Origin of the sequence: Mycolicibacterium thermoresistibile (assembly GCF_900187065.1) — a bacterium.
Classification (GTDB): Bacteria; Actinomycetota; Actinomycetes; order Mycobacteriales; family Mycobacteriaceae; genus Mycobacterium; species Mycobacterium thermoresistibile.
Genome location: NZ_LT906483.1, coordinates 35,969 through 58,893, shown reverse-complemented (window position 1 = coordinate 58,893; position 22,925 = coordinate 35,969). Strand labels below are relative to the sequence as shown.

The 22,925-nt window shown below is 71.4% G+C and carries 25 protein-coding genes; 6 read left to right on the top strand and 19 right to left on the bottom strand.

Features of this window, described 5'->3' with window-relative positions; translation table 11 throughout:
- Nucleotides 1-4 precede the first annotated feature (4 nt).
- A complete protein-coding gene (locus tag CKW28_RS00300) occupies nt 5-814 on the bottom strand; it encodes a hypothetical protein (RefSeq protein WP_003925695.1) in 810 nt (269 codons plus the stop codon).
- A 325-nt stretch (nt 815-1,139) separates the two neighbouring features.
- Between CKW28_RS00300 and CKW28_RS00295 the strand changes: the two genes are divergently transcribed.
- Both CKW28_RS00295 and CKW28_RS00290 read left to right on the top strand, forming a co-directional pair.
- Complete coding sequence (locus CKW28_RS00295) at nt 1,140-1,433, top strand: WhiB family transcriptional regulator (protein WP_003925694.1); 294 nt, start codon at nt 1,140-1,142, stop codon at nt 1,431-1,433.
- Between the two features lie 153 nt (nt 1,434-1,586).
- Nucleotides 1,587-3,305 (top strand): serine/threonine-protein kinase, encoded by a 1,719-nt coding sequence (locus CKW28_RS00290; RefSeq protein ID WP_234784940.1) that lies wholly within the window; start codon nt 1,587-1,589, stop codon nt 3,303-3,305.
- Nucleotides 3,306-3,311: 6 nt separating this feature from the next.
- Here the strand turns inward: CKW28_RS00290 and CKW28_RS00285 are convergent, their stop codons facing one another.
- Nucleotides 3,312-4,370, bottom strand: coding sequence for a DUF1942 domain-containing protein (locus CKW28_RS00285; protein ID WP_061252242.1), 1,059 nt, complete (start codon nt 4,368-4,370; stop codon nt 3,312-3,314).
- A 302-nt stretch (nt 4,371-4,672) separates the two neighbouring features.
- Nucleotides 4,673-4,954 carry a DivIVA domain-containing protein gene (locus tag CKW28_RS00280; protein WP_003925691.1) on the bottom strand — a complete coding sequence of 94 codons (282 nt, stop codon included), beginning with the start codon at nt 4,952-4,954 and terminating at the stop codon, nt 4,673-4,675.
- Nucleotides 4,955-5,007: 53 nt separating this feature from the next.
- Here CKW28_RS00280 and CKW28_RS00275 point away from each other — a divergent pair, with 53 nt between their 5' ends.
- The 3 genes from CKW28_RS00275 (at nt 5,008) to CKW28_RS00265 (ending at nt 7,317) form a co-directional block, all read left to right on the top strand.
- Nucleotides 5,008-5,979 (top strand): pirin family protein, encoded by a 972-nt coding sequence (locus CKW28_RS00275; protein WP_003925690.1) that lies wholly within the window; start codon nt 5,008-5,010, stop codon nt 5,977-5,979.
- A gap of 96 nt (nt 5,980-6,075) precedes the next feature.
- Nucleotides 6,076-6,405 (top strand): GNAT family N-acetyltransferase, encoded by a 330-nt coding sequence (locus CKW28_RS00270; protein WP_003925689.1) that lies wholly within the window; start codon nt 6,076-6,078, stop codon nt 6,403-6,405.
- Between the two features lie 45 nt (nt 6,406-6,450).
- Nucleotides 6,451-7,317, top strand: coding sequence for an acyl-CoA thioesterase domain-containing protein (locus CKW28_RS00265; protein WP_003925688.1), 867 nt, complete (start codon nt 6,451-6,453; stop codon nt 7,315-7,317).
- On the opposite strand, the gene CKW28_RS00260 is transcribed toward CKW28_RS00265, so the two are convergent.
- The 4 genes from CKW28_RS00260 to CKW28_RS00245 form a co-directional block, all read right to left on the bottom strand.
- Complete coding sequence (locus CKW28_RS00260) at nt 7,298-7,774, bottom strand: nitroreductase family deazaflavin-dependent oxidoreductase (RefSeq protein ID WP_003925687.1); 477 nt, start codon at nt 7,772-7,774, stop codon at nt 7,298-7,300. The genes CKW28_RS00265 and CKW28_RS00260 overlap by 20 nt on opposite strands.
- On the bottom strand, nt 7,764-8,276 hold the full coding sequence (locus CKW28_RS00255) for a pyridoxamine 5'-phosphate oxidase family protein (protein ID WP_003925686.1): 513 nt from the start codon (nt 8,274-8,276) through the stop codon (nt 7,764-7,766). Before CKW28_RS00255 ends, CKW28_RS00260 begins: the two co-directional genes overlap by 11 nt.
- A 51-nt stretch (nt 8,277-8,327) precedes the next feature.
- Nucleotides 8,328-8,555, bottom strand: a complete 228-nt coding sequence (locus CKW28_RS00250; protein ID WP_234784941.1) for a hypothetical protein — start codon at nt 8,553-8,555, stop codon at nt 8,328-8,330.
- 273 nt (nt 8,556-8,828) lie between these two features.
- Nucleotides 8,829-10,121: a hemolysin family protein gene (locus CKW28_RS00245; RefSeq protein ID WP_040547000.1), complete on the bottom strand. Its 1,293-nt coding sequence runs from the start codon at nt 10,119-10,121 to the stop codon at nt 8,829-8,831.
- A 131-nt stretch (nt 10,122-10,252) separates the two neighbouring features.
- Between CKW28_RS00245 and CKW28_RS00240 the strand changes: the two genes are divergently transcribed.
- Nucleotides 10,253-11,167 (top strand): HNH endonuclease family protein, encoded by a 915-nt coding sequence (locus CKW28_RS00240; protein WP_003925683.1) that lies wholly within the window; start codon nt 10,253-10,255, stop codon nt 11,165-11,167.
- Here the strand turns inward: CKW28_RS00240 and CKW28_RS00235 are convergent.
- The 12 genes from CKW28_RS00235 to CKW28_RS00180 are packed head-to-tail and all read right to left on the bottom strand — an operon-like array spanning nt 11,155 to nt 22,923.
- A complete protein-coding gene (locus CKW28_RS00235) occupies nt 11,155-12,000 on the bottom strand; it encodes a hypothetical protein (protein WP_003925682.1) in 846 nt (281 codons plus the stop codon). The genes CKW28_RS00240 and CKW28_RS00235 overlap by 13 nt on opposite strands.
- Nucleotides 11,997-12,713 carry a DUF6390 family protein gene (locus CKW28_RS00230; RefSeq protein WP_050812028.1) on the bottom strand — a complete coding sequence of 239 codons (717 nt, stop codon included), beginning with the start codon at nt 12,711-12,713 and terminating at the stop codon, nt 11,997-11,999. Before CKW28_RS00230 ends, CKW28_RS00235 begins: the two co-directional genes overlap by 4 nt.
- Before the next feature lie 59 nt (nt 12,714-12,772).
- On the bottom strand, nt 12,773-13,918 hold the full coding sequence (gene hypD / locus CKW28_RS00225) for a hydrogenase formation protein HypD (protein ID WP_003925680.1): 1,146 nt from the start codon (nt 13,916-13,918) through the stop codon (nt 12,773-12,775).
- A 15-nt stretch (nt 13,919-13,933) separates the two neighbouring features.
- Nucleotides 13,934-14,203 carry a HypC/HybG/HupF family hydrogenase formation chaperone gene (locus tag CKW28_RS00220; protein ID WP_003925679.1) on the bottom strand — a complete coding sequence of 90 codons (270 nt, stop codon included), beginning with the start codon at nt 14,201-14,203 and terminating at the stop codon, nt 13,934-13,936.
- Nucleotides 14,204-14,224: 21 nt separating this feature from the next.
- A complete protein-coding gene (hypE, locus tag CKW28_RS00215) occupies nt 14,225-15,301 on the bottom strand; it encodes a hydrogenase expression/formation protein HypE (RefSeq protein WP_003925678.1) in 1,077 nt (358 codons plus the stop codon).
- Nucleotides 15,294-16,013, bottom strand: a complete 720-nt coding sequence (locus CKW28_RS00210) for a D-sedoheptulose-7-phosphate isomerase (RefSeq protein ID WP_003925677.1) — start codon at nt 16,011-16,013, stop codon at nt 15,294-15,296. The genes hypE and CKW28_RS00210 overlap by 8 nt, the downstream gene beginning before the upstream one ends.
- Nucleotides 16,010-16,783 carry a hypothetical protein gene (locus tag CKW28_RS00205; protein WP_003925676.1) on the bottom strand — a complete coding sequence of 258 codons (774 nt, stop codon included), beginning with the start codon at nt 16,781-16,783 and terminating at the stop codon, nt 16,010-16,012. Before CKW28_RS00205 ends, CKW28_RS00210 begins: the two co-directional genes overlap by 4 nt.
- Complete coding sequence (locus CKW28_RS00200; protein ID WP_003925675.1) at nt 16,780-17,034, bottom strand: HypC/HybG/HupF family hydrogenase formation chaperone; 255 nt, start codon at nt 17,032-17,034, stop codon at nt 16,780-16,782. Before CKW28_RS00200 ends, CKW28_RS00205 begins: the two co-directional genes overlap by 4 nt.
- A gap of 3 nt (nt 17,035-17,037) precedes the next feature.
- Nucleotides 17,038-19,482: a carbamoyltransferase HypF gene (hypF, locus tag CKW28_RS00195; protein ID WP_003925674.1), complete on the bottom strand. Its 2,445-nt coding sequence runs from the start codon at nt 19,480-19,482 to the stop codon at nt 17,038-17,040.
- Between the two features lie 17 nt (nt 19,483-19,499).
- Entirely contained in the window at nt 19,500-20,690 is a 1,191-nt protein-coding gene (locus CKW28_RS00190) for an NHL repeat-containing protein (protein WP_003925673.1), read from the bottom strand.
- Nucleotides 20,687-21,613: a NifU family protein gene (locus CKW28_RS00185; RefSeq protein ID WP_003925672.1), complete on the bottom strand. Its 927-nt coding sequence runs from the start codon at nt 21,611-21,613 to the stop codon at nt 20,687-20,689. Before CKW28_RS00185 ends, CKW28_RS00190 begins: the two co-directional genes overlap by 4 nt.
- A gap of 11 nt (nt 21,614-21,624) precedes the next feature.
- Nucleotides 21,625-22,923, bottom strand: coding sequence for a hypothetical protein (locus tag CKW28_RS00180; protein WP_003925671.1), 1,299 nt, complete (start codon nt 22,921-22,923; stop codon nt 21,625-21,627).
- Nucleotides 22,924-22,925: the final 2 nt, after the last annotated feature.

The following is a 22,925-nucleotide window of genomic DNA, read 5'->3' as shown; positions in this document are numbered from 1 at the left end:
CCCGTCAGGGCTGGTCGAGTTCGGCGATCAGCGTCTCGATCGCCCCGGCGGCCGTCGCCGCCACCGGCTCGTCCGCCTCGGCGGCGATGATCACCTCGGCGGGGACCCCGGCGGCCTGCGCGGTCTCCTCGATGGTGAGGTTGGCGCCGCGCCGCGCCGCGTAGAGCCGCTGGCCGAGCGTGGCCTGCGGGGCGCGGGCGCCCCGCAGTGTGAGTTCGTCGATGCTGCGGCGCACCGCGCTGAGCGCCTTGATCACCCGCGGCGACACCCGGCTGATGCGGGCCGCCCGGGCGGCCACCGCCTCGAGTTGGCGCAGATCGGCCAGGATCTTCGTCAGCCGGGGGGTGAACTCCGGATGGTCGACGTCCGGCAGCGCCTCCGACGCGTCGTCGAGGGTGTTGACCGCCGCCAGCACGGCCTGCGCGACCAACGGCACCTCGTCATCGGACCCGCCGTGATCGGACCCCGGGGCGTTCGGCCGGTAGTCGGCCTGATCGGTGCGGGTCGCCGACGGCTCCTGGGCACCGGTCGCCGGCCCGCCGGCAGGGCCGACGTCCTCGCCCGCGCGGAGCCGGGCGATCGTGCCGGGAGGCCAGCGCAGCACCTGTTCGAGCTTGGCGCGAGTGCGTTCGCGGGGCCAGCTGCGGCCCTTCTCGAACGCGATGAGCGCTCCGGCGTTGATGATCCCCTCGGCGGCGAGCCGGCGTTGACTGATGTTGAGTTCGCGGCGGCGCGCGGCTGCGGCGGCGCCGGCCCGCGCCAGTCCCGGATCGACCTCGCTGACCGGGGATGCGGTCAGATCGACATCGGTCATGGACTGCGCTTTCTGGTCGATGCTTGTACTGCGGGAAGTGTTCTTCTGCTACGGCGATTCTAGCTTCGAGGTGTTTCACCGCTACAGCTTGTGGACGGGTGAAACCGCAGCATGGAAGTCGGCGCCGTCGCGTTGGTTGTTACTGCACCGGATTAACGCTATGGCTCAGGGGAGTTATTCCGCTTCAGCGCTACAGTTCAGTGGCAGTCGAGCCCTTCGCTAGGGAAGAACCTTCCCCCTAACTGTTGCACTGCTACGGTTTGGTGCTATACATTGCCCGCAACGCGTTGCAGTGGCAGCGCACGGACCGAGGGGAGCCGACTCAATGAGCGTGTTCATGTTCGACGAAACGCCACTGGGCGCGTGCACCAGCGATCCCGAGCGGTGGACGACCATGCCGGACGACGAGGCCAAGGCGATCTGCCGGGCCTGCCCGCGCCGCTGGCTGTGCGCGCGGGAGGCCTGCGAATCACCGCGGGCCGAGGGCCTGTGGGCCGGAATCGTCATCCCGGAGTCCGGCCGGGGCCGCACCTTCGCCCTGCGGCAGCTGCGGACACTGGCCGAACGCAACGGTTACCCGGTGCGCCGGACCCGCCGCGTCTACCAGGAATCCGCCTGACGCCGTTGCCCTTCCGTAGCTGTTCACGAGGGGTCGGCTGCGGCGGGGCAACACCTCGTTTTGCTGAACGTTTTGCTGAACGTTTTGCTGAACGTTTTGCTGAACGTTTTGCTGAAACCTCACCCGGCGGCAGCGGTCAGCGGACGGTGTGCGGTGCGGACCGACACCCTGTGCATCGATTTCCAGACCCGCGCTGCCCACGATGACGGCGTGCGCGATGCTTTAACCATGCTTCCGGTCGGATCCATGGTGGCGGGCTACCGCATCGAGGGCATTCTGGGCACCGGTGGAATGGGGACCGTCTACCTGGCCAAGAATCCCACGCTGCCGCGGCACGATGCCCTCAAGGTGCTCAGCACCGAGCTGTCCCAGGATCCCGGCTTCCGGGAACGCTTCATCAAGGAAGCCGATGTGGCGTCGGTGCTCGACCACCCCAACATCGTGTCGATCTACGCCCGCGGGGAAACCGAAGAGGGCCAGCTGTGGATCGCCATGCAGTACGTGCCCGGAACCGACGCCGAGGCCGCGTTGCGGGCCGAGACCATGACCCCGTGGCGCGCCACCCACATCGTCAGCGAGGTCGCCAAGGCGCTGGACTACGCCCACCAGCGCAACGTCGTGCACCACGACGTGAAACCCGCCAACTTCCTGCTGTCCGACGATCCCGGCGACGACGAGAAGGTGCTGCTCAGCGACTTCGGGGTGGCCCGCGCCCTCGACGACGGCAACGCCGCGATGGACAACTCGCTGATCGCGACCCTGGCGTACGCGGCGCCGGAGGTGATCGCCGGCGGGGCCATCGACGGCCGGGCCGATCTGTACTCGCTGGGCTGCACGCTGTTCCGGATGCTCAGCGGGCGCAAACCCTTTCACGACGCCGAAGGCCCGGCCGCGATCATGCTGGCACACCTGCACCAGGAGCCGCCGAAGCTCTCCGAGTTCGTGCCGTGGTCGTCGCCGCAGCTGGACTGGGTGGTCGCCAAGGCGTTGGCCAAAGACCCCGCCCAGCGGTTCCAGACCGCCCGGGAGTTCGCCCGCGCCGCAGCGGAGGCGGTGCGGGAGGCCGCACCCCCACCCGACGCCGTGCGGGAAGCGCCGCCCCCGATGCCGCCGCCCCGCCCGCAACCCCAGTTCGGCGTGTCACCCTCCGTCGTGCCGCCCGTCGGGGTCAGCCCCGGCCAGAACCTGCAGTGGACCGGGGCGCCACAGCCGCACGGCGGCTATCCGCCGGCCGGCCCGCCGCCCCCGGTGTCGCCCCGGATCACCACCCCGTCCGCGGGCGGCGCACAACCGAATCGGCGCCGGCTGATCGCCGGGGTGGCGGGGGTGGCCGCCGTCGCCGTCCTCGGTGGCCTGGCGTTCTGGCTGCTGAGCCCGTCGGGCACCGACCAGGCCGACGGCGCCCGGGCCGACGACACCGCCGAAACGACGTCGCCGCCCCGGGACACCGCCGCGGAGAACCGGTTGCTGACGATGTTGCCGCCCGGTTATTCGGCCGGCGCCTGCGGCCCGGTGCCCGCCCCGGAAGGGGCCCTGGCCCAGGTGGTGTGCCGGGAGAACACCGACCCGGGCGGCCCGCCGACCGCCACCTACACGCTGGCGCGGGACGAGGCCGCCATGCAACGGGCGTTCGACGAGATCATCGCCGCGTCGGCCACCGTGAACTGCCCCAATTTCATCCAGTCACCGGGGCCGTGGCGCCGCAACGCCACCCCGGACCGGATCAGCGGCACGCTGTTCTGCGGGATTCAGCAGAACGAGCCGCTGGTGGCGTGGACGGACGACGCCAACCTGGTGGTCAGCGCCGTCCATTCCGGTCCACAAGGGCCCACGCTCGATGAGCTCTATGCCTGGTGGACCACCCACTCCTGAGTGAGATCAGGACGCCGGGGCAGGCACCGGCGTGGTGGTCGGAGCCGCCTCGCCGGTCGACTCACCCGGGGCCGGAGCCTCGGCCGCCTCCGCGTTGTGCGCGCCCGGGCCGTGCGGGGCGTCGGGCAGCGGGGTGCCCTGGCCGGCCGGCCGGGCAGCGGCGTCCGGCAGCGGGGTGCCCGAGCTACCGGCCGGCACCGGAGCGGCCGCGACGCCACCAGTCGACGGGGTGGCCTCACCCTCGGCACCCTCGGCACCCTCGGCGCCCTCGGCGCTGGACTCGGCGGCCTCGGTCCCCTCGGTGGTGGCGGACTCGGCGTCCTCGGCAGTGGCCTGTGCGCCCTCCGCCGCCTGGGTGTCGGCGTTCAGCGGGGTACCCGAGCTGCCGGCCGGCAGCGGAGTGCCCGAGCTGCCCGCGGGAACCGCAGCGGCATCCGCCTCGGCGCCCTCGGGCGCCTCATCGGCGGCATCGGATTCGGTGTCGGATTCGGTGTCGGACTCGGCGTCCGTGCTGGACGACCCGGAGCTCGCCGGAGCCGGGCGGGTGCTGGTCTGCGCCGCCGACGACTGGCCGGTTCCGGTCGACTCCTCCGGCTTCACCCAGACCACCAGGTCCTTCTCGCCGTCGTTGTACACCACGCTCTCCGGCGGCTGGCCGGTCACGTCGAAGTACACCTTGCCGGTGGTCTTCTCCCCCTCGGCCAGCGCCTCGGGGTTGACCCCCTGCGGCGTGGGCACCTGGAACAACACCCGGTAGTTCTCGCCGTCCGCGGACCGTGCGTTCAGATTCGAAACGATCGGAATGACAGTGCCCTGGATCGCCTCATCGGTGGCGGTGGCCTCCCAGAGGGTGCCCTGCACCTCGTAGGGGATCTCGTCGGAGCTGGGCTTGAGATCCGTGATGGTCCAGCCCTGAACGACATCGCCGTTCTGCAGCTTCGCCTGCTCACCGATCTCGGCGGTGGTCACATCGGGCGCGCTCTCCGCCGAGGCGGTCGCCACCCCGGCGATGGCACCGGCGACGGCCAGACCCGCCGCGGCGAAGAAAGAGGTCGTGATCTTCACAGTTTCGCTCCTGAATCGGTTGGCTAGCACAGTCGTCACTCGCTAGGGAAAGTTATCAGGTGCGTGGACTTGCTGGAGACGCCGTCTTCATTTGCGGCGGCGTCAGTTCAGTGATACCCAGGCCCACACGATTCCGCCAGTTCTGCCACCGTCCGATCCCGCCCAGCCGTGGAATACCGCGCGCCGGCACCCCGTTGCAGCAGGTGACGGTGCCGGACCTGACCCGGGCTCACAGTAAGAATCGTCGCTGCGAGCGACCACTCGCCGGGAGTCAGCCGGCACCGTGGTCGTCTTTTCCGTCGTCAGCCGTTGGTCTCCAGAGCCGCGACGGCGGCCGTCATCCGCTCCAGGAACTCATCGACCGCAGCGCGGTCATAACCGCGCCGCAACAACGGCGCCTTGGGAAATCGCAGGCCGCGCAGATCGTCGGCGCACAGATAACCACGCCCGTCGAGGCGCCTGGCCACCAGCATCAACAAGTCATCCACCGCTTTCGGGTGGTATCCGCGCCGCCCCCAGCCGGGCTTCTCGAAACGCGTGTTCCGCACGTCCGCTGCCGTGAGCCCGGCGGTCACTTCACCCATGGGCGTCGATGCTAATCCGATCGGCCCGCCATTTCCGGGGTATACCTGCATGGATGAGCAACACCGAGACCGCCCCCGTCGAGGTCACCTGCGGCGTCGAGCCGTTCACCGGTGCGGTGCTACGGCCGCGGGAGGTTCCGCTGGGCGGTCCGCGGGCCATGCCGGTCCGTCGCACCCTGCCGCAACGGAAACGGTCCCTGATCGGGGCGTGGTGCTTCATCGATCACTACGGGCCCCAGGATGTGCGCACCGGTCCCGGAATGGACGTCGCACCGCACCCGCACACCGGTTTGCAGACCGTCAGCTGGCTGTTCGCTGGGGAGATCGAACACCGCGACAGCGGCGGCGTGCACGCCATGGTGCGGCCCGGCGAACTGAACCTGATGACCGCCGGACGCGGGATCTGCCACTCCGAGGTGTCCACCGCCGCGACCGAGGTCCTGCACGGGGTGCAGCTGTGGGTGGCGCTCCCCGACTCCGACCGCGACACCGCCCGCGACTTCATCCACTTCGTCCCGCGGCCGCACGAACTCGACGACGCGAGGCTGCTGGTGTTTCTGGGCGACCTGGCCGGCGCCCGCTCCCCCGTTCCCACCTTCACCCCGCTGCTCGGCGCCCAGATCGACCTGTACCCGAACGGGCGGCTCACCCTCGACATCGACCCCGGCTTCGAACACGGGGTGCTGCTCGACACCGGCGAGGTCACGGTCGCCGGCGCCGCGCTTCGGCCCGCCGAGCTGCTCTACCAGCCGCCCGGCCATCACCGGTTGGCGATCGTCAACCGGGGCGGGCGGCCGGCGCGGCTGATGCTGTTCGGGGGTCCGCCGTTTCCCGAGCAGATCCTGATGTGGTGGAACTTCGTCGGCCGCAGCCACGACGAGATCGTCCGCTACCGCCGGGAGTGGGAGGAGCGCAGCGAGCGGTTCGGCGCCGTCGACGGCTACCGCGGACCGCGCCCCCGGCTGCCGGCCCCGCCGCTGCCGCACGCCAGGCTGCGGCCCCGCGAAAACCCCACTGGAACGTGACACTGCGGCGGATCGGTGCCACCTGCTGACACCAAACCGCCGCGGTGTGTCGTCGACGAAGCAGACATGACGAAGCAGACATGAGGAGAAACCGCCATGACCACCGACAAGACCGGCGCCCCCACCACCGTCGCACCGGGTGACGGCCGGTTCACCATCGCGGTCAAGAACAAGTCGGTGGGCAGCGCCGACTTCATCGACCACGGCGACCAACGCGTCTTCACCCACACCACCGTCGACAGCGCCTTCGAGGGCCGCGGTCTGGCCACCATCCTCATCGGCGAGGCGCTGCGGCAGACCCGCGACGCCGGACTGCGGATCGTGCCGGTGTGTCAGATGGTGCAGAACTACGTCGGCAAGCACCCCGAATACACCGACGTCACCGACGCCGCGACCGAGGAGCATCGCCGCCTCGCCGATTCTTAGCCCAGCTATCCGGCGGCGGACCGGCCCTCGGTAGGGTCGGCCCCGATGAGCACCTCAGCAACGAGAGCCGCCTACTTCGGTATCGACGGTGACCGGTACATTCCGTCACCGCTCACCAAGGGTCCGTGGGGCGACCAGCTCAGCGGCACCTTCATCGGCGGACTGCTGGCCCACGCCGTGGAACGCGACGCCTGGGACGCCGACTTCCACCCCACCCGGTTCACCGTCGACCTGTTACGGCCGGTGGCCCTGGCCCCGATGCGGCTGCGCACCACCGTGGTGCGCTCGAGCAGCCGGCTGCGGCTGGTGGACAGCGAAATCGTTCAGGACGACACCGTGGTGTCCCGCGCCAGCACGCTGCTCCTGCGGCCCGGCGACCATCCACCCGGCAAGGTGTGGAGCACCCCGGTCGACGTGCCGCCGCGGCCGTCGCGGTTCCCCGACACCGGCTTCGCCGGAGGAATGGCGTTCTGGCTGTACGGGGCGGACCTCGACAACCCCACCGCCGGTCCGGATTTCACACCGTGGCAGTACGTCGGGCCGAAGCACGGCTGGGTGCGAGAGCTGAACCCGCTGATCGACGGTGTGGACCTGACCCCGTTCACCCGGGCGGCACTGGCCGGCGACATCACCAGCTCACTGACCCAGTTCGGCGACGCCGGGCTGTACTACATCAACCCGGACTACACGCTGACACTGAGCCGGCTGCCGGACGGCCCGGACATCGGCCTGTCCGCGGTCACCCACTACAGCCACGCCGGCATCGCCACCGGGGTGGCCACGCTGTTCGACCGGCGCGGCCCGATCGGCAGCGCGATGGCCACCGGGCTGGCGCACGGCGGCTTCCGGGCGCCCACCCTCGACGAGGTGGAGAAGCTCGGCGGAATTCGGCCTAACGGGGCTGCAGGATGACCACCGGGATCTCGCGGTCGGTCCAGCTCTGATACGTGTCGAAGTCGGCGTACAGCTCGACCAGCCGCGGCCACAGCCGGGCCCGCTCCTCGGGCGTCGCGGTGCGCGCCCGCACCGGCAACCGCTGCCCGCCGATCTCGATGTGCACATCGGGGTCGACCACCAGGTTGCGGTACCACTGCGGGTTCTCCCGCCGCCCGCCCTGGGAGGCGACCACGATGACGTCGTCGCCGTCGCGCATGTACAGCAACGGGACGACGAAGGTCTTGCCGGATCTGCGGCCGCGGTGTTCGAGCAGCAGCGTCGGCACCGGCTTGCGGAAACCCGCGCCGATGCGCCACTTACCGCCGATCCGTCCGCCGGTCCTGCGGTACACCCACACCTGCGCGCGGGTGGCGTAGCGGAAGATCACCGGCAGCAGCGGCGAGTCCAGCTGCTTGGGTCGTTCAGGCACCATCGGTCAGATACTTCGCGGTGCTGCCGGCCACCGGCATGTCGGGCAGACCGAGTTTGCGGTGGTCCCAGCTGCGGTACCGGGAGGCCTTGACCCGCACCGCGATCCGCTTGTTCATCATCTGTTCGACGTAGGGCTTCATGTCCTCGGTGTACGGCCCGGTGTAGCGCTCCCACACGCTGATCCCGACGCGGAGCAGCATGTCGGGATCGTCGTCGACGATCTCCGCGGTGCCGTCGATGGAGACACCGCGCAACGTGTTGTAGGTGTGCCCGTCCTCGATCAACACGGTGAGGGTCGGGTTGCGGCGCAGGTTGACCGCCTTCTGCGACTTGGCCTTGGTCTCGAACCAGATGTCGCCGTCGATCACGCCGTACCACATCGCCACCAGATGCGGCCGACCGTCCGGCAACAGCGTTGCCAACGTGGCGGTGCGACTGCGTTCGATGAATTCGGCGATCTCGTCGTCGGTCATGACGATCTTCGCCCGTTCGTTCTTGCCCACGCGGTCATCTTGGCAGGTTCGGCTGCCGGCCGGCCGCGGTGGGGGCAGTCGTCAGAGCGCGAATTCCACTTCGTAGGCCACGGCGTACATCCGGGTGTAGGCGCGCGGGCGGAACAGGCCGCCGCCGTCGGCGCACCAGGTGACCACCCGGCGCAACCGCTTACCCGGCGGCAGCCGTCTGGCGATCATCTCGGCCAGCACCGCGCGCAGCGGTTCCAGCCCGCGCCGTTCCTGATCCCGGGTGACGGGGAGGTTCCACATGGTTTCTTCGACAGGCATGGGTTCAGTGTCGGAAGCCAAGGTCACGGTCCCGATCTGCCGCGCAGGGGAAACCGGCCTCGGTTCGGACCCGGTCAGGTCACGAAGCGGTCTCGCCGCTCACGCGATCGGGCCGGCTCGCCGCACCGGTTCCAGCGCCGCGCCGATCGGGGCCGGCCCCGTGCTGCCGACTCGCCGCGCCGAACGTGCAACTGCTGCGGTCCATCCGCCCATTTTCCGCGCGGAATGCACGTTCGCGGAGACTGTGAAGGCTGTTGGTCCGCTTTCGGGTGGCTATTGGTCGGTTTTCGGGCCCGCGGTGCGCCGAGGAATGAGACGCACCTCGGTGATCGTGTGCTGGGCCACCGCGGTCACCTCGACCGCCCAGTCCGGCAGTTCGACGCAGTCGCCCGGTTCGGTCGGGATGCGGCCCAACGCATCCAGCACCAGGCCCGCGATCGTGGTGAAGTCACCCTCGGCGGCCGGACCGAGATCGACGCCGATGTCGGTCAGATCGTGGATCGGGAAGGTGCCCGGCAACACCACGCTGCCGTCGGGGAGGTTCTGCACCTGCTGCACATCGCTGTCGGCCTCGTCGTAGATCTCGCCGACGATCTCCTCCAGCAGATCCTCGAGCGTGATGATGCCCTCGGCGCCGCCGTGTTCGTCGAGGACGACGGCGAACTGCTCCCGCTCCGCCTTGAACCGGCGCAACGCCTCCGACACCCGCAGCGAGTCCGGAAACCGCACCACCGGACGCGCGACGTCGGCGGTGATGCCCTCGTCGCCGAGCAGATCCCGCAGGTGAACCACCCCGACCACCTCGTCGAGGCTCGCGTTGCGCACCACCGGGGCGCGTTGATGCCCGGCCTCGGCCAGCACCCTGCGGGCTTCCACGACCGGCATGTCGGCCCCCAGGGTGACCACCGCCAGCCGCGGCACCACGACCTCCCGCAGCGTGCGTTCGTTGATCTCCAACGCGCCGCTGATGATCATCCGCTGTTCGCTGGTCAGCCCGCGGTGACCGGCGACCAGATCCCGCAACTCCTCCGGGGTGAGGGGTTGTTGGCGGATGTCGGGGTCGCCGCCGAGCAGCCGCACCACCAGGTTGGTCGCCTTGCTCAGCAGCCACACCACCGGGCGGGAGAACCCGGCGATCACGTTCAGCGGCCGCGCCACCAGCAGCGCCCAGCGCTGGGCGTGCTGCATGGCCAGCCGCTTGGGAGCCAGCTCACCGACCACCAGCGTGATGAACGTCAGGATCAGGGTGACCAGGCCGATGCCCACCGCGGGCGCGGCGGTGCCAAGGAATCCGAGCATCCCGATCAGCGGCTGCGCCAGGGTGACCGCGGCGGCCGCCGACGCCAGATATCCCGACAGGGTGATGCCGATCTGAATGGTCGCCAGGAAACGGTTCGGGTCGCGGGCCAACCGCACCAGGGTCCGGGCGGTGCGACCGCCGCGGCGTTCGAGCTGCCGGAGCTGCCCCTCGCGCAGGGAGATCAGCGCGATCTCGCTGCCCGCGAACACCGCGTTGAGCAACAACAGGGCCGCGATCAGCAGCACTGACGACCAGTAATCACCCATATCCATGTGCCTACACGGTGCGACGGTGCGACGCGACCGCACCCGCGCATGTCGGACCTGACGCCTACGCTGGGGCTCGTTCGACGTGAAGGTCGGCTGAACAGTCGACGGACAACAGGAGACTGGCGAACATGCAGCAAACCAGCAGCCGCTGGTACGCGGTGGCCGCCGCCGTGGTCGCGGCCGCGTTGGCGGTCGGTTGTGCGGCCGACGGTCCCGGTGCGTCGTTCCCCACGGTCGCGGAGCCACCCACCGGCTCGGCTGCCGGTCCCCCTGCCCCCGCCCCGGCCGACACCGGCGAACCGCACCGGATCGAGCAGCAATCCAACGAGGCGCTGGAGAAGCTGGCGACCATTCCGATCAAGGGCCGGGCACCGAAGACCGGCTACGACCGCCGGCAGTTCGGCGAGCGGTGGACCGACGACGTGTCCGTGCCCGGCGGCCGCAACGGCTGTGACACCCGAAACGACATCCTGCGCCGCGACCTGGTCGACATCGAACTGCGGCCGGGCTCCAACGGGTGCGCGGTACTGTCCGGCACCCTGCACGACCCCTACACCGGGACCACGATCGAGTTCCGGCGCGGCCGGGACACCTCCGCCGAGGTGCAGATCGACCACGTCGTCGCGTTATCGGACGCCTGGCAGAAGGGCGCCCAGCAGTGGGACGAGGTGAAACGGCGCAATTTCGCCAACGATCCGATGAACCTGCAGGCCACCGCCGGGTGGGCCAACCAGCAGAAGGGTGACGGGGATGCGGCGACCTGGCTGCCACCCAACCGGTCCTACCGCTGCACCTACGTCAGCCGCATCGTCGACATCAAATCCGCGTACGGCCTGTGGATGACGCAGGCCGAACACGATGCGATCGCCCGCATCCTGGCCGGCTGCGGCCCGTCCGGTCCCGGCGCACCGGGGGAGGCGCACCCACTCCAGCCGGCCCCGCCCGCGGAGGTCGCGCCGGCGTCGGTTCCCCCGGCACCACCGGCGGCCGCCGGGTCCGGGACGGACCCCACGGTGCTCTATCCGGTGTTCTATCCGAACTGACGGGCCGGCACTCCGAGGCCCGGATCGACGGTCGCGCGGGCGGCGACCGACGCGGCGGCGGCCCGCACCAGCAGACCGGCATCGGATTCGTGGCGTTTGGGCATGACGATCTCGGCGCTGTCCTGGTCGGCCCGGTGCGCCATCAGCCAGTCGTACAACAACCAGTCCAACGCGCACGCCACCGCGAGCGGATCGGCCTCCGGACGGTCGGCGGCGGTCAATACCCGCTCGATGGCGTCCAGATGCTCGACGCGGGCCGCGTCCTTGTTGACCCCGGAGCTGTCGAACAACAGCATCGACAGCGTCAACGGGAACCGCCGGCCCGACTCGGTGCGCACCAGCCAGCGGCCGCCGAGCCACGGTCGCCGCGGATCGACCTGGTGCATCTCCCCGAAACCCGCGACCACCCCGAGCGCCGGATCGTCGAGCTCCCCGTCGAACGGTGCCGGCCCGAGCAGCCCCAACGGCCGGCGGGCGCAGATCGAGAACAGCGTCGCCGTCCCGATGATCTGACCGGCCCGCACATCGGCCGTCAGTCCCGCCGCGTCCAGCGCCGCCGCGTAGTCGAAACACAGCAGGTCCAACACCCGGTGCAGTTCCGACAGCCCGTCGCGCTCCTGCTGATCCCGCGGCGGCCTGCCGCCACCGAGGAGTTCGCCGAACCGTTCGGCGGCGATGATCAACGCATCGTCGAGCGCCTCGATGTGCGTGGCCACCAACCGATCCGGTTCGTCATCGTCGACCACCAGCTCGCGCAGCGTGGTCGCTGCGCCGGCCGGGGTGACCCAGTGGAAGCCGATCTGGTCGTCGGTCTGGACGATGCGTGGCCTCATGACAGCTCCACCCCCAGCCGGCGGTTGGTCAGCTCCAGCTGCCGCTCGGTCGACGTGTCCAGGCTCGCGATCTGCTCCGGCTCGAGCCGACCGCAGATCCAGTCCCAGTGCAGGGCGATCCGGTCACCGGCCGCCACATCGGGCAGCGCACTGTGCCCGTCGACCGACACGGCCACCGTCCGGGTGGTGGGCTCGCCGAGCCGCAACCGCCGGTCCTCGAACAGCAGCGGCCGGCTGCGGACCACGATCTGATCCCCGTCGCGGTCCAGCACCTCGGCCGGGGTGATCCGGCAGCTGTCCAGCACATGCACCGGATGTTCGTCCATGCCCCGACCCAGCAGCCGCGACCACGGATAGACCCCGAACACGTGGAAGCAGTGGTTGCCGGTGGCCTCCGCGGCCAGCTCCGGGGTCAGATGCGTCCAGTAGTGGCCGGCCTGCGGTCCGATCACCGCCAGCAGTTCGGCGTAGAACTCGGCCGGATCCAGCTGGTCGCACACCCCGCCACCCAGCCAGTACGCCCGCACCAGCCGGGAATCCAGCGGGTCGGCGATACCGGTCAGCCGGGCCAGCACCTGCAGATACGGCCAGGCGCCGGAGAACCGGCGGGCCGCCGCCCGGATGCGCTGCTCCGAGCCGCTGCGCAGCGCCGCGCTCTCCACCGGGCCGCAGTAGCCGAGCTGATTCGGCGCGTAGGCGTACCGGGCGAACATCAGCACACCGTCCGATTCGGCGCCGGTCGGGACCGCGGCGGTCGGGGGACCCACGGCCGTCACCCCCGCCCGGCCTGCCCCACGAGCGTGGCCGCGTCGCGGTGCAGCCGGCCGAAGTTGTAGTACGCCGCGCAGGCGCCCTCCGAGGACACCATGCAGGTGCCGATCGGGGTCTCCGGTGTGCACGCGGTGCCGAACACCTTGCACTCCCACGGGCGCAGCACACCCTTGAGCACCTCACCGCACTGGCAGGCCTTCGGGTCGGCCACCCGCACGCCGGGCATGTCGAACAACCGCTCGGCGTCGTAGTCGGCGAATTCGTCGCGCAGCTTCAGCGCGCTCTGCGAGATGAAGCCCAGCCCGCGCCACTCGAAATGCGGTCGCAGCTCGAACACCCTGGCCAGCATGCCCAGCGCGGCCGGGTTGCCCTGCGGCGCCACGATGCGGGAGTACTGGTTCTCCACCTCGCACCGGCCCTCGCGGATCTGGCGCAGCAGCATCGCGACCGCCGCCAGGATGTCGAGCGGTTCGAATCCGGCCACCACCAACGGCTTCCGGTACACCTCGGGGACGAACCGGTAGGGCCGGATGCCGACCACCGTGGACACGTGCCCGGGCCCGAGGAACCCGGACAGCCGCAGATCCGGGGACTCCAGAATGGCCTTGATCGGCGGCACGATCGTGACGTGGTTGCAGAACACACTGAAGTTGCGCAGCCCCAGTTCGGTGGCCCGTAGCAGGGTCACCGCGGTGGACGGGGCGGTGGTCTCGAATCCGATCGCGAAGTAGACGACCCGTTTGTCCGGATTGTCGACGGCGATCTTCAGCGCGTCCAGCGGTGAGTAGACGAACCGCACGTCGGCGCCGCGGGCCTTGGCGTCCAGCAGTGACCCGTTCGAGCCCGGGACCCGCATCATGTCGCCGAAGCTGGTGAAGATCACGTCCGGTTGCGCGGCCAGCCACATCGCGTCGTCGATGCGTCCCATCGGGATGACGCACACCGGGCAGCCCGGGCCGTGCACCAGCTCCACCGTCGGCGGCAGCAGATGTTCGATGCCGTGCCGGTAGATGGTGTGGGTGTGCCCGCCGCACACCTCCATGAACTTGAACGGCGCCCCGTCCTCGCCGCCGGCGGCGAGGACCTCGATGGCGGCCAACAACTTCCGGGCCGCGGCCGGATCACGGAACTCGTCGACGAATCGCATGTTGCCCGCTCGCTTTCAGATGATCGAGGATGAGTCGAGACCTTCGAGTTCGGAGTCGTAGGCCTCGCCGAGCTTCTGTACCGCCGCCAACGTCAGCAGGGCTTCGGTCTCGTCGATCTTGGCCATCGCGAATCCGACGTGCACCAGCACCCAGTCGTCCGGCTCCGGTGGCTGCTCCAACAGCCGCACGCTGATCACGCGTTGCACACCGCTGACATCCACCTTCGCCAAACCGTTCTCGGCGTCGGTGATCTCGACGATCCGCCCGGGGATCCCGAGGCACATGGGCATCCTCTCCGTTTCGTTTCAGCAGATCCGTGGCAGCGGATCCCCCACCAACATGTCGACGATGCGGCTGCCGCCGAAGGCGGTGCGCAGCACCACGGTGCCGGCGGGTTCGGTGGTGATCTCGCCGATCTCGGCGGCGTCGGCGCCCAACGGGTGCGCGCGCAGCGCGGCCAGCGCGGCGTCCACCTCCTCGGCGGCGACGACGGCCAGGAACTTGCCCTCGTTGGCGACGTAGAGCAGGTCGATGCCGAGCATCTCGCAGGCCGCGGCGACCTCGGGCCGCACCACCAGCCGCTCCTCGTCGAGTACCACCCCGACGTTGGCGGCGCGGGCCAGTTCGTTGCACACCGTTCCGACCCCGCCGCGGGTCGGGTCACGCAGCCAGCGGGTCGACGGCGCGGCGGCCAGCAGCGTCTCCACCAGCCCGCTGACCGCCGCGGTGTCCGAGCAGATGTCGGCGTCGATCGCCAGATCGCCGCGGGCCAGCATCACCGCCATGCCGTGCTCCCCCATCGACCCGGAGATCAGCACCCGGTCGCCGGGCCGGACCGCGGCGGCGGACAGTTCACGGCCGGCCGGGATCAACCCGACACCGGCGGTGGTGACGAACAGCCCGTCGGCCGCGCCCCTGGCCACCACCTTGGTGTCGCCGGTGACGATCTGGACGCCGGCCGCCGCGGCCGCGTCCGCCATGTCGGCGACGATCTCCTTCAGCTCGGAGACCGGGAAACCCTCCTCGAGCACGAACGCCGCGCTGATCCAGGACGGCACCGCCCCCGCCATGGCCAGGTCGTTGACCGTGCCGTGCACCGCGAGGTGCCCGATCGAACCGCCGGGGAACCGCAGCGGCTGCACCACGAACGAATCGGTGGACATCGCCATCCGCCGCCCGTCGGGCAGGGGCAGCACCGCACCGTCGCCGAGCGACTCCAGCAGCGGATTGCGGAACGCCTCCACGAACACCGCGTCGACCAGCGCGGCCGAGGCCTTGCCGCCGGCGCCGTGCGCCAGGGTGACGATCTCGTCCCGCAGCCGCGGCCGCCGCCGGCGGAACGACTCGATCCGTTCGATGACCCGGGCCTCTGCCTCAGCCATCTCGGGCTCCCTTCTGCCGCACCGGCTGCGCCTGGACGTTCTGTTGAACCAGGGCCCAGAGCTGATATCCGAGCAGCGCCTGGGCTTCCTGGATCCGGTGCACGCTCTGTGACCTGACCACGAAACACGCGTCGACGTCCGGACTTTCGGCGAATTGGCCGCCGTCGTAGCCGGCGAGGCCGATGGTGTACAGGCCGCGCCGCCGGGCCTCCCGCATCGCCGCGGTGAGGTCCGCGGAGCTGCCGCTGGTGGACAACGCGATCGCGATGTCCTGGTGGCGGGCGCGGGCGATCAGCTGGCGGGCGAAGATCAACTCGAACCCGACGTCGTTGCCCAGTGCGGTGAGCACCGCCTGATCGGCGGTCAGGCACCAGGCCGGCAGCGGCCGTCCGGTCGGCGGGCCGGCGAACAACGTCGCCAGCGTCGCGGCGTCGGTCGAACTGCCGCCGTTGCCGAAGGTGAACAGCCGGCCGCCGGCGGTGAACCGGCGTGCCATCTCGGCGGCGGCGGTGTTGAGCAGGTCGGCGTTGGCGGCCAGCGTGGTGCGCCGCAGGGCGGCGCTCTCGGCGGCCTTCGCCTGCGCGGACGCGGCCAGGTCGGCCAGCAGGGTCTGCGGGTCGGACTCCTGGGACTCGATGAACGGGTACAGGAAGTCGGTCCCGTCCCCGGATGTGCCGGATGCGCTGGGGGAGGGGACATCCCACGCGGTCATCGGCCCACCTCCCCGTCACCGGTGACGGCATCGCGGGTGTCGTCGGTGACCTTGCTGATCGCCAGGCCGGCGTGCACCAGCAACAGGTCACCGGCGTCCACCGGCCCGACCAGCGAGGTGTCGACCGTCACGGTGCCCTCGGCGGTGCGGGCCACGACCCCGCCGACGCCGCCCGGGCAGCCGGGGGAGCCGGGGGAGTCGATCACCTCGGCCAGACAGCCGTCGTCACTGCAGGTGATGCACACCTCGTCGGTGCACTCCGGTTCCCGCAGCAGCCCCGGATGTTCGAAGCAGACGTGGGTGAGTTCCCACAGCAGGTGGTACAGCAGCACGAACCCGCCGGTGGCGGGGATGCGCGGGTCCGGGTCGTCCAGCCACAGCACGTGGTCCGCGGCGCCGGCCGGCGGCCGGGCCCCGTGGCCGATCCACACCGTGGTGGCGCCCCAGGCCGGGGCACGCAGCATGGCCGACCGCACATCGGGATGGTCGGCGCCGCAGACGGCCAGCACGATGTCGCCGGGCCGCACCGACATCCGCAGCGCGCCGACCGGATCGGCACCGGTCACCGCGACCGCGGGCAGCGCCCGTTTACCCACGATCACCGGGTGCACGAACTCCACCGCGACGTGCTGCGCGTGCGGCTCCCAGCCGGGTGCCAGGCACCACATGGTGGCCTCCGCGGAGAACCGGCGCGCCAGGGTCAGGGCGGCCGCGGCCAGATCGGCGGCCAGATCCGCGTCGAGGCCCCGGTCGACTGCGGTGGTGATCACGCCGTCACCGCCGATCCGTCGCCGAACACCCCGTATTCGGCCATGGTCGCCAGGGTGAGTTCGGCCTGGTCCTCGTCGAGGCGGGTCAACGCGAACCCGGCGTGCAGGATCGTGTAGTCGCCGACCTGCAGGTCGGGCAGATACGCCAGACACGCGGTGCGCTCCTCCCCGGGGAACGCCACCCGCGCCATCCGGGCGCCGCTGTCCTCATCCCAGATCTCGACGATCCGCCCCGGGATGCCCAAACACATGCCTCAGCCCTCCTCCACCGTGTCCGTTCGTGGGTCGGCCGCCGTCAGCACCGACACCACCGCCTGCCCCAACGCCAGACCACCGTCGTTGGGCGGGACGGTGCGGTGCGTCAGGACCCTGAAACCCCGCTGCCGCAGCCGTTCCCGGCAGGCCCGCAGCAGCAGCACGTTCTGGAAGACCCCGCCGGTCAGCCCGACCAGTCGGACCGGGCCGGCGACACGCTCGACCACCTCGGCGACCGCGTCGGCCACCGCCCGGTGGAAGGCGGCCGCCAGGGCGGGCACCGTCACGCGGCGCCCGGTTCCGGACCGCAGCGCGGCCACCAGCGCCCGCATCAGCGGCGCCGGGTCGAGCACGCCGTCGCCGGTGACCGGCAACCTCAGCCCGGTGTCGGGGTCATGCTCGGCGGCGTCGGCGGCGTCGGTGGCCAGCACCTCCAACTCGATGGCGGCCTGCCCTTCGTAATCGATGCGGTGCCGGACGTCGAGCAGCGAGGCGACCGCGTCGAACAGCCGGCCCATGCTGCTGCACGGCACACATCCGACGTCGCTGTCGAGCTGGGAGCGCAGCAGCCGCAACTCGGCCTCGCTCGACGCCGCCACCGGCGCCAGATCCGGCTCCCAGTCGATGCCGGCCGCCCACAGGTGCGCCAGCGCCATCCGGCACGGATTGCGCACCGCGGCGTCCCCGCCGGGCAGCGGCACCGTCGCCAGCCGGCCGACCCGGGTGAACCGGTGGCTGCGGGCGCCCACCGCCAGGATCTCACCGCCCCACACGGTGCCGTCGGTGCCGTAGCCCGTGCCGTCGAACACGACGCCGACCGCGGGTTCACCGAGGCGGCCGTGTTCGGCGAGCAGCGAGACCAGGTGGGCGTGGTGGTGCTGGACCAGATCCAGCGGCCGGCCGCCGGCCTGGCGTTCGGCCCACTCCCGGGTCAGATAGCCCGGGTGCATATCGGCGGCCAGCCGGACGGGCTGCTGCCGCAGCCGGGTCATCTGGCCCACCGCCCGCTCGAACGCGCGCAACGTCTCCCAGCTCCCCATGTCGCCGACGTGCGCCGAACAGTACGCCAGCCCGCCGTCGGTCAGGCAGAACGTGTTCTTCAGTTCACCGCCGACCGCCAGCACCGGGGGAGCGGCGGTCCCGTCGGTGGCCGCCGCGATGTCGACGGGCAGCGGCGCGTACCCGCGCGACCGGCGGATCGGCAGCTCCCGCCCGTCGACCACCCGCACCACCGAGTCGTCACACGGGATGTGGATGGGCCGGTCATGGTCGAGCACCGCGTCGGCCAGCGCGCCGAGCCGTTCGGCGGCGTCCCGCTCGGTGTAGCAGATCGGTTCGTCGGACAGGTTGGCGCTGGTCATCACCAACGCCTCCGGTGCGGGCCGGTCGGAGCCGGGCACCGGCGCGAACAGCAGGTGGTGGATCGGTGAATAGGGCAGCAGCAACCCCAGCCACGGGCTGCCCGGCGCCACCGCCGCGGCGACCGGCGCCCCGGCCCGCCGCCGGACCAGCACGATCGGCCGGGCCCGGCTGGTCAGCACCGCCGCTTCGTCGTCATCGATCTCGGCGTAGCGGCGGGCGGTGTCGAGATCCCGCACCATGACCGCGAACGGTTTGCCGCCGCGGTGTTTGCGGCTGCGCAGCGCCCTGACCACGTCCTCGTCGTCGGCGCGGCAGGCCAGGTGGTAGCCGCCGATACCCTTGACCGCCACCACCGCGCCCTCGGCCAGCGCCCCCTGGGCGGCGCTGATCGCCGCGTCGGTGTGGTGGGTGTCGGGCACCGGCTGGTCGCCGCGGCGGAACCCCAGCCGCGGCCCGCAGTCCGGGCAGGAGATCGGCTGGGCGTGGAACCGCCGGTCGGTGGGGTCGTGGTACTCCTCGGCGCACCGGTCGCACATGGGGAAATCGGCCATGGTGGTGGCCGGCCGGTCGTAGGGCAGCGCCTTGATGATGGTGAACCGGGGCCCGCAGTCGGTGCAGGTGATGAACGGGTGCCGGTACCGCCGGTCGGCGGGGTCGAACAGTTCGGCCACGCAGTTGTCGCAGATCGCGACGTCGGGTGGGACCGGGGTGGCGGCGGCGTCGGCGGTGTGGCTGTCGACGATATGGAACGCCGCCGGCGCCGTCGGCTCCCCGCCGGCCGGGTCCGCCGGGACGGTGGGGATCTCGGTGGCGACGACCTCGCGCACGGTGGCCAGCGGCGGGGCGTCGCTGCGCAGCCGCGCGGCGAACCGATCCAGCGCCCCGGCGGGGCCCTGCACCTCGATGAACACCGATCCGGAGTCGTTGCCGACGAACCCGGTCAGGTTCAGTTCGGTGGCCAGCCGGTGCACGAACGGGCGGAATCCGACACCCTGCACCACACCGGTGACGGTCAGGCGCCGGCGCCGCTCACCGGCCGGGCGGGGGTGGGCCGCCGCCGTCACCGGCGCCGGCGACTCCATGGGAACCGGGGACTCCATCACGACCGCCGCCAGACGATGACCCTGTTGTTGCCGGAATCCGCGACCGCCAACCGGTCTTCTCGCAACGAGATGCCGTACGGCCAGCACATGGTGTCCCGCTGCACCGACGACCACCGGTTCTCCCCGTTGGCGGTGAAATCCGGTTGGCCCAGCACATGGTCGGCGCCCCGGCCGTCGGCGGGCAGCCCATCCCACAGCAGCACCCGGTTGTTGGCGGTGTCGGCGACCGCGAGCCGCTCCGTCCCGTCCGTGCCGTCGAGGGCGATCGCGTAGGGGAACCGGAACCGGTCCGCCGACTGCGGCCCGTACGGCCACTCCTGACAGGTGCCGAAATCCGGCTGACCGAGCAGCAGGCCGGCCGGCCGGTCGCCGGCCGGTTGCGGCGACCACCCGAGCACCCGGTGGTTGCCGGCGTCGGCCACCAGCAGCAGATCGGCGCGTCCGGTCAGGGCGTGCGGCCAGCGGAAACTCGCCGGACCCGCGGTGCCGCCGCGGTTCTCGGCACGCTGGGTGGCGTCCGGTTGGCCCAGCACGATGTCGGCCGGCCGGCCCGGGTCGGGAATGCCGCCGGTCCAGCCCAGGACCCGGCGGTTGCCGGTGTCGGCCACCCAGAACGTCGAGCCGGTGACCGCGATCCCGTACGGCCAGTAGAACGTCGACGCTGTGCACCCACCGCCCTGATTCGGCGCGACCGAGCTGGAATCCGGTTGTCCCAGAACCACATCCGGGGCGACGTCGTCGCGCTGCGGCACCGTGTCCCAGACCAGGATCCGGTGGTGCCAGGCGTCGGCGACGATCAGCCGGCCGTCGTGCACCAGCACCCCGGTGGGCAGGTGCATGCCGCGTTGGGGTCCGCGCCCGCCGGCGGCCCGGCCCTCGCTGACGCCGTCGGGCTGACCGAGCACGACGTGGGCCGGCTGCTCATCGCGGTCGGGTAGGCCGTGCCAGATCAGCACCCGGTGATTGCCCGAATCGGCCACCACCAGGTGCCGGTCGCCCAGGTACACCCCCCGCGGCGAGTACATCCACGCCATCGACGGGTGCGCCGGCGGCAACGCCAGACCGCCCGGCGCGGGCGCGCCCAGCCACACCTCGGGCGTCCAGCCCCCGGTGAGATCCGCGGTCGGCGGCGCGGGGTGGCCGGCCGGGGGCCGAAGGGAGGTGCGGACGACGGTGTAGCCGGTCATGGCCCGACCCGCACCCAGAGTTCACCGCGATCGATCCGCAACGGCAGCTGTTCGAGTTGCGCTCCCGGCGCGCTGAGGCATTCACCGGATGCGGCGTCGTAGCAGAACCCGTGCCAGGGGCAGGTGAGCGTGCCGTCGGCGGTGTCCAGCACCGCGTTGTCCAACGGCAGGCCCTCATGCGCGCATTCGTTGCGGTACACCGCGAACCGTTGATCGACGTTGACGATGATCACCCCGACCCGGTCACCGGAGCCCGTCCTCAGCTGCCGCACCGCCAGGGTCCCCTCGGCGATGTCGGCGGCCGGTCCGGCGCCGACCCATCCGTCGTCGCGCAGATCGAGGCCGATCCGCAACGCCTCCACCGGGATCAGGGTGGGGGAGGGTTCGTTGGGCAGCACCTCCACCCGGGTGATCGCCGGCACCTGCTCGGTCAGCGTGCCCGTCACCAGATCGCGCAACGTCACCGCCGACATCGAGCAGCCGTTGCAGGCGCCCTCCAGCCGCACCTGGGCCACGCCGTCCTCGACCCGGACCAGGGTGACGTCGCCGCCGTGGCTGTGCAGTTGCGGCCGGACCGCCTCCAGCGCCCGGTGCGCCTGGGTCACCGGATCGGGCCGGATGATGCCGTGCAGGCTGAGCAGCATGCGCACCACCGGGTCGTCGACGAGCTCGAACAGCACCTGTTTGGCGCCCTCGTCGGCGCGCATCCGCCGCACGATCGTGGTCAGCCCGACCCGGTGCACCTCCTCGATCGCGGCCCGGACCTCGTCGGCCACCTTCCGCGACCGCTCGTCCAGTTCCGCCAGTGCGGCGATCGCCTTGTCCACCCGTTCGGCCAGCGCCTCGAACTCCCGCGCACCCGCATCCGCGGCGGCGTCGGGTGCGGCGCCGGCCGGCGAGGCGGCCGCCGTGGTGGTCGACATCTCCGCTCCTCTCAGTCGGACGACGGGCTCGAGTCGGATTCGGTGTCGGTGCGTCTGACGGCCAGCTGCCGGGAGATCTCGTCGAGGACGCCGCGGACCGCGCGCACCGACTCCTCGTCACCGGCCTCCTCGAACAGGAACCGCGCCTCGTAGAGCTTGGCCCGGGCCCGGTCGAACACACCCAGATGCGCCAGCGCATTGCCCTGGTTGGCCAGCACCCGGGCCCGGCCCACCGGATCGGTGTTCCGGTCGCGCATCTCCAGCACCCCCTCGTACAGCTCCACCGCCTCGACGAGGTTGTCGGCGTGATGCTTCGACGGGGTGTAGATCAGCGAGTTGGCCAGGTTCAGCTGGGTGCCGGCCCACCGTTGCGGGTGATCCTCGCGGGTGAACACGGTCAGCGCCGAACGCAGCGACTGGGCGGCGACACCGAACCGCAGCTGACCCGACGCCTCCACCATCGGCATCGTCAGGTAGGCGGCGGCCAGGTCGGCGTGCGCGGTCGCCCACAGCACCGGCGCGTCCTCGCGCCGCACCAGCTGCAGCACCGAGTGGTAGTGGGGGACGGCCCGCGCCAGCAGTTCCGGCCGTCCGGCGGCCTGCTCGTGCAGCAGCCCGGCCAGCGTCAGATGCACCTCCGCCCGGGCCACCCGCAGCCCGTCGGCGTCGGTCAGACAGCGCACCGCCTGTTCCAGCCGCTGCTGCCCGCCCGGGCCGCCCGTGTCGCGGCAGATGGCACCGGCCGCGGACAACAGCACCCCCTGCAGCGGGGCCGACACCGGTGCGGCCGCCTCGGCCGCACGGTCCAGCAACCCGATCGCGGCAGCGGGATCCCCACCGTCCAGCGCGGCACTGGCCTGCGCGGCCAGCACCACCGCCGCCAGTTCGGCATCGGCGCCGGCGGCGTCGGGTGCGGTGTCGGTGCGGCCGACGACGAACGACACCAGATCGACGAGCACCCCGAACTCGCCCAGCGCGGCGCGCAACTCGGCCGGTTCGGCGCTGTCCGGGTCGAGCACGAACCGGTTGTAGCGGGCGACCACGTCACCCGGGTCGGCGTCGAGCAGTTCGGTGAGCGCGGTCAGCGCCCCGTCGCGGTCGCCGGCCAGGGCGAGTTCATGGGCCCGCAGCCGGGCCGGCCAGCACGCCGGGAGCCGTCCGGCGAGCAGATCGACACGCGCCTGTTCGCAATCCGGCCCGGCCGGGATCAACAGGTAGCCGAGCGGCAGCGGAAACGCCCCCAGCGGCTGCGGCCGCACGGCCCGCACCCGGGTCTGCCGGGCCGACGGGGTGGTCAAGACCTCAGACATGG

Coding starts and splice junctions, on each gene's coding strand:
- CKW28_RS00300 (WP_003925695.1), bottom strand. CDS start 814: ATGACCGATGTCGATCTGACCGCATCCCCGGTCAGCGAGGTCGATCCG.
- CKW28_RS00295 (WP_003925694.1), top strand. CDS start 1,140: ATGAGCGTGTTCATGTTCGACGAAACGCCACTGGGCGCGTGCACCAGC.
- CKW28_RS00280 (WP_003925691.1), bottom strand. CDS start 4,954: ATGGGTGAAGTGACCGCCGGGCTCACGGCAGCGGACGTGCGGAACACG.
- CKW28_RS00275 (WP_003925690.1), top strand. CDS start 5,008: ATGAGCAACACCGAGACCGCCCCCGTCGAGGTCACCTGCGGCGTCGAG.
- CKW28_RS00270 (WP_003925689.1), top strand. CDS start 6,076: ATGACCACCGACAAGACCGGCGCCCCCACCACCGTCGCACCGGGTGAC.
- CKW28_RS00265 (WP_003925688.1), top strand. CDS start 6,451: ATGAGCACCTCAGCAACGAGAGCCGCCTACTTCGGTATCGACGGTGAC.
- CKW28_RS00260 (WP_003925687.1), bottom strand. CDS start 7,774: ATGGTGCCTGAACGACCCAAGCAGCTGGACTCGCCGCTGCTGCCGGTG.
- CKW28_RS00250 (WP_234784941.1), bottom strand. CDS start 8,555: ATGCCTGTCGAAGAAACCATGTGGAACCTCCCCGTCACCCGGGATCAG.
- CKW28_RS00245 (WP_040547000.1), bottom strand. CDS start 10,121: ATGGGTGATTACTGGTCGTCAGTGCTGCTGATCGCGGCCCTGTTGTTG.
- CKW28_RS00240 (WP_003925683.1), top strand. CDS start 10,253: ATGCAGCAAACCAGCAGCCGCTGGTACGCGGTGGCCGCCGCCGTGGTC.
- CKW28_RS00235 (WP_003925682.1), bottom strand. CDS start 12,000: ATGAGGCCACGCATCGTCCAGACCGACGACCAGATCGGCTTCCACTGG.
- CKW28_RS00230 (WP_050812028.1), bottom strand. CDS start 12,713: ATGTTCGCCCGGTACGCCTACGCGCCGAATCAGCTCGGCTACTGCGGC.
- hypD (WP_003925680.1), bottom strand. CDS start 13,918: ATGCGATTCGTCGACGAGTTCCGTGATCCGGCCGCGGCCCGGAAGTTG.
- CKW28_RS00220 (WP_003925679.1), bottom strand. CDS start 14,203: ATGTGCCTCGGGATCCCCGGGCGGATCGTCGAGATCACCGACGCCGAG.
- hypE (WP_003925678.1), bottom strand. CDS start 15,301: ATGGCTGAGGCAGAGGCCCGGGTCATCGAACGGATCGAGTCGTTCCGC.
- CKW28_RS00210 (WP_003925677.1), bottom strand. CDS start 16,013: ATGACCGCGTGGGATGTCCCCTCCCCCAGCGCATCCGGCACATCCGGG.
- CKW28_RS00200 (WP_003925675.1), bottom strand. CDS start 17,034: ATGTGTTTGGGCATCCCGGGGCGGATCGTCGAGATCTGGGATGAGGAC.
- hypF (WP_003925674.1), bottom strand. CDS start 19,482: ATGGAGTCGCCGGCGCCGGTGACGGCGGCGGCCCACCCCCGCCCGGCC.
- CKW28_RS00190 (WP_003925673.1), bottom strand. CDS start 20,690: ATGACCGGCTACACCGTCGTCCGCACCTCCCTTCGGCCCCCGGCCGGC.
- CKW28_RS00185 (WP_003925672.1), bottom strand. CDS start 21,613: ATGTCGACCACCACGGCGGCCGCCTCGCCGGCCGGCGCCGCACCCGAC.
- CKW28_RS00180 (WP_003925671.1), bottom strand. CDS start 22,923: ATGTCTGAGGTCTTGACCACCCCGTCGGCCCGGCAGACCCGGGTGCGG.